This window comes from Bacillus sp. 05T22, assembly GCF_056396765.1.
In genome coordinates, this window is record NZ_JBFTMC010000187.1 from 1 (window position 1) to 4,514 (window position 4,514).

The window sequence follows — 4,514 nt, forward strand, 5'->3', positions numbered from 1 at the left end:
TTCCACCAAATCACGAAAGCTCAAGTTGTACAATCACGAAAGCTCAAGTTGTACCGTAGGTACCATCTTACTGTTTGCAAAATAATATCATGATGATAATGCTTCCACTTGAATAAATTTCGCTTTTCCATACTGATCACGCACCTTTTTTAGAGTAATAGTATCAGTATGTTCAAGATTTAGAGATTACTTGCAATTATCTTGAAGTTTTCGCACCAGAACCGTATAAAGTCCATCTGTAATCAGCCTGATTTTTTATCTGTTAAGCAACTTTGCAACAGAACCCATTTAAAGGTGTTTGCACTCAAAAATCAATAATAAAGTTGTTTAATTCTTCTTCAACTAAAGCCCCCGTTTGTTGAATAAATAATAAAGATCTTATAGAATAATTAATTAAATGTTTATTGGAGGTTTTATTAATGAACAATATAAGTTCATGGCTATATAACATGAAAATCATAAATTACTTATTGGGAAGGAGTTGATAATTTAAAACTAAAGGAGAGATATTCATGATATATAGAAAAGCAAATCAGAAAGATTATGTTACAATTTTGAACATTTGGGAAGAGTCGGTTTTAGCTACTCATCACTTTTTAACAGATACCGATAGAGAAGAGATTAAAAAAGAAATACCCTCGTATTTCCAACATCTTAATATCCAGTTATGGTATGAAAAAGATGATTTAATTGGCTTTTCTGCTGTAAATAAACAACACTTAGAAATGTTATTCTTAAAACCAAATAAAACAGGTAAAGGATACGGTAAAGCTATTATTTATTCTTTAATTAAAGACTTTGATATTACGACAGTTGATGTAAATAAAGACAATAAGAGTGCAACTAAATTCTATATAAATAATGGCTTTTTTATAGTAAGTGAAACGGAAACAGATTCTTCTGGACGTCCATACCCTATACTACAGCTAAAGTTAAAATAAGGTAAAGGTAGAGGTCCTCCTTTACCTTTGATTTTTGCACTAAACTGCCGCGTTAGTCCAATAAGAATTAAACAACTTTATTATTTTTTAAAGGACTTTATTGTCACTTAACAGCCCTTTAATTAAATAACGACTTGTTTCTATTAGCTGGTTTAGTTAAAGAAGGCCTCAAATGGGGATGTAGTCAACATAAGCGATGTTATCAGCAATGAAAAAGGATCTTCATTTGAAGATCCTTTTATAATATCTATAAATCATTATTTAAAGTTTCCCACATTTTACACATTTACCTCTAGTTTGCTTCTGATAATTCCAGGTAGCTCCAGTGATTGTGATACCCAGCAACAACCATCCTCCATATACTATAGATACCAACAAACCTTGGTCATCGAAAGACATTGGTCCATTCGAAAAACCTAATACCTCCAAAAGAGATCCAAATATCGCCAAAAACCCCATTGAAACTGTCATAGATGCAGCAACCCAACCTCCGGTGATTAGAATGAATCGAGGAACTTTTTTCCCAGCAACAAACGGTACCCACTTAGGAAAAATACGCCCCCATTTTTGTACAAGAGCAAGACAAAGCAATGCACAAGCGCCAAATACTAGCATTTCTCCATAAGGGGTAGCACCACATCGCTATCAAGTTAAAATTTTATAATGCCCCCTAAACGAAATTTTGTATCTCTATAGTCAATTACACCCTAGTGATTTAGATATTCAGTAGTATATTCATTTCCTAAAGATATTTTATAATTGATGATTTAGTCGACGGTTCGTAAAGCTGGAATTTTAAAGTATATATATAAGGTAAATGCTATTAAAGATAAGGCACCAACCATAATAATAAATTTTATATTTATCCCAAGCGAAAGACTTAATGAAGTCAATCCATAGGAAATGGGTGTTAATCCCATGGAAGAAACCGTTTGAATACTCATTACTCTCCCAATCATTTCTGGTTCAGCTTCATTTTGCACAACAGAAACAGCACATATATTAGAAATTGTCATTGATATCCCCAAAAAAACAACAATAACAACACTTTGCCATAGTTCATTACTAAAACTTAATATCAAGAAACAAAGTCCTACAAACATTTGTGATGTTAGGCTAAGAATTCCTCTCTTTCTTTTGAGATTTATAATACCAAGGATAATAGAACCCAGTACCATCCCGATAGCTAAAAACGACATTATAAAACTATAGTCTATTGTTTCTCCTTCCAATATATTTTTAACAAAAATCGGTAATCCTATAGTTAATGGACCTACGAAAAAAAGATTCAAAAATAATGTTTTTAAAATGAAAGCCATTAATATTGGTGCCTTCTTAACATAGTTAATTCCCTCTTTTAAACTTAAAAGCAAATGATGCTTATTTTCTTGAGTATTAACAACTTGTTTATTAACTTTAATAAAAAATATAAAGCAACTACCTAAAATTAGCAGGATCGTAATCAAACTAAAAATCCCTGTATAATCAAATCCAACAATTATAAACCCACTTATCATTGGACCCAAAATTGAAGTAGATTGACTTGTAGTCTGAATAATTGAATTCGCTCTTGTTAGAAATTCTTTCGGAACAATAACGGGAGTAATAGAACTAGATGCAGGCCAGAAAAACGCATCCAAAACACCAAAAAATAACGCAAAAATAATTAATGTCCAGAGATGTATCTCACCTGTAAATAATAACAATAAAACTAATCCTCCAATTAATATGGCTTTTGTTAAGTCTGAAAAAAACATTATTTTCGATTGACTTAGTCTATCAGCTAACACGCCGCCTAACAACATAAATAAAATCCGAGGAATTGCTCCAATAATATAAATTATCCCTAAGGAAGCTTCTAAATTTAACTCCTGAACAACGTACCATGCTTCAGCAAAATAAAACATACTGAAACTCAACCCAGAGAAGATAGTACTAATCCAAAGTAATATAAAAGATTTTTGTTTGAATAAAGATTTTACTTTTGTCGTGACTGCAGTTTTTTGTAAAACAGGTTCACTCATCTTTATCCCCTTCCTTAAAATAAGGCTCATCTACTTGGAATCCAACTGTGGCTAAATAAAACCATTCCGCGTCACTATTCTCAATTCCATCAATATCATGAAGTTCTTTTAAAAGATTATGATACTTAGCAACCCATTCTTCAAATCGCTTTTTTGTTGTGCGAATTTCTATTTGACTTGATATTCTAGCCCATTCTTCTGGCTTTTCAGATTGTGTTAAAAAAGCATTTTCAGGAGCTGCTAAAGCACGACTCTTTGCTCTCTCTAAGGTTGCAATGGTTAATAACCTACGACTTTCTCCATACTCCGAATGAAAAGGTAATAAGTTATTAGAGGGGATAAAACTTTTAGCAACCGCTTGGTATAGTTTTTGAGTCATATTTCTTTTCTTATTTTCCTCTACTATTTGGACTAAACCATTCTTTTCTAGATCACGTAAGTGATAGTGAATTTTCGAACGAGACAAACCAATAATTTGTGACAACTGTTGCCCTGAACGAGGTTCTTCAATCAACAAAGAAAGGATTTGAACTCTTAAAGGATCACTTAATGATTTTAATTGTTCATACTCATTTAGAATTAATATATCTTCTTGTATCATTTAACATGTTCCTTTCATCTGACTAGTCAGTTTTTATTGACATAAATATAACTGTTTTTTCTGACTATTGTCAATGAGGAAATAAAATATTTTCTAAAAAATAAAAAAACGTTATCCTGTTTCTAGAATCATAGGAAAGGATGGCATTTTTGTATGTCTATTTCTGTATCTGATGAATTACAACTATTTGCTCAAGAGATTCAAAGCTTTTTATCTCCAAATATCTTACGAGATCTAGCTAGAGATGTTGGTTTCGTGCAACGAACCAGTAAATACCAAGCAAAAGATTTAGTCGCTTTATGTGTATGGATGAGTCAAAGTATTGCTACGACTTCTTTAACTCAATTATCTAGCTGTTTGGAAGCATCAACAGAAGTGCTCATCAGCCCTGAGGGATTGAATCAACGATTTAATCAAGCGGCTGTCCAATTTTTACAACACCTATTAGCTGAACTACTAAACCAAAAATTGACCTCATCTATGCCGATTTCTTCTCCATATACTTCTGTTTTCAAGCGTATTCGTATTTTAGATTCAACTGCATTTCAACTTCCAGATCCCTTTTCATTCGTTTATCCGGGTGCAGGAGGATGCAGCCATACAGCGGGAGTAAAGATTCAGCTTGAGTATGATTTATTAAGTGGACAATTCCTTCATATTCATACAGGTCCAGGTAAACAACATGATCGAACCTACAGTTCCCTGTGTGTCCCAACTGTAACAGCGAATGATTTATGTATCCGAGATTTAGGTTATTTTCATTTGAAAGATCTTCAACATATACAAGATAAAAAGGCTTATTATATCTCACGTATCAAATCGAATACACGTATTTATCAAAAAAATCCTAACCCTGATTATTTTCAAGATGGCAGAATCAAGAAAGGTACAGAGTATATCCAGATAGATATGGAGGTTTTAATGAACTCTCTTCAACCAGGACAAACA

The 4,514-nt window shown here is 32.5% G+C and carries 5 protein-coding genes and 1 pseudogene; 2 read left to right on the forward strand and 4 right to left on the reverse strand.

Annotated features, from left to right (window positions below; genetic code table 11):
* Positions 1 to 32 precede the first annotated feature (32 nt).
* Positions 33 to 131: pseudogene (locus AC1DIT_RS27205) on the reverse strand (IS6 family transposase); the annotation flags it as partial.
* A gap of 381 nt (positions 132 to 512) precedes the next feature.
* On the opposite strand from AC1DIT_RS27205, the gene AC1DIT_RS27210 reads away from it, so the two are divergent.
* Positions 513 to 941, forward strand: coding sequence for a GNAT family N-acetyltransferase (locus AC1DIT_RS27210; RefSeq protein ID WP_016113520.1), 429 nt, complete (start codon positions 513 to 515; stop codon positions 939 to 941).
* Between the two features lie 261 nt (positions 942 to 1,202).
* Here the strand turns inward: AC1DIT_RS27210 and AC1DIT_RS27215 are convergent, their stop codons facing one another.
* The 3 genes from AC1DIT_RS27215 to AC1DIT_RS27225 form a co-directional block, all read right to left on the reverse strand.
* On the reverse strand, positions 1,203 to 1,556 hold the full coding sequence (locus tag AC1DIT_RS27215; protein WP_016113521.1) for a hypothetical protein: 354 nt from the start codon (positions 1,554 to 1,556) through the stop codon (positions 1,203 to 1,205).
* 152 nt (positions 1,557 to 1,708) lie between these two features.
* Positions 1,709 to 2,965 carry an MFS transporter gene (locus AC1DIT_RS27220; protein WP_016113522.1) on the reverse strand — a complete coding sequence of 419 codons (1,257 nt, stop codon included), beginning with the start codon at positions 2,963 to 2,965 and terminating at the stop codon, positions 1,709 to 1,711.
* Entirely contained in the window at positions 2,958 to 3,566 is a 609-nt protein-coding gene (locus AC1DIT_RS27225; protein ID WP_016113523.1) for an ArsR/SmtB family transcription factor, read from the reverse strand. The genes AC1DIT_RS27220 and AC1DIT_RS27225 overlap by 8 nt, the downstream gene beginning before the upstream one ends.
* 153 nt (positions 3,567 to 3,719) lie before the next feature.
* Here AC1DIT_RS27225 and AC1DIT_RS27230 point away from each other — a divergent pair.
* Positions 3,720 to 4,514 (forward strand): IS4 family transposase (locus AC1DIT_RS27230; RefSeq protein WP_476998554.1); only part of this gene is annotated, 795 nt, incomplete at its 3' end.

Coding starts and splice junctions, on each gene's coding strand:
- AC1DIT_RS27225 (WP_016113523.1), bottom strand. CDS start 3,566: ATGATACAAGAAGATATATTAATTCTAAATGAGTATGAACAATTAAAA.
- AC1DIT_RS27215 (WP_016113521.1), bottom strand. CDS start 1,556: ATGCTAGTATTTGGCGCTTGTGCATTGCTTTGTCTTGCTCTTGTACAA.
- AC1DIT_RS27210 (WP_016113520.1), top strand. CDS start 513: ATGATATATAGAAAAGCAAATCAGAAAGATTATGTTACAATTTTGAAC.
- AC1DIT_RS27220 (WP_016113522.1), bottom strand. CDS start 2,965: ATGAGTGAACCTGTTTTACAAAAAACTGCAGTCACGACAAAAGTAAAA.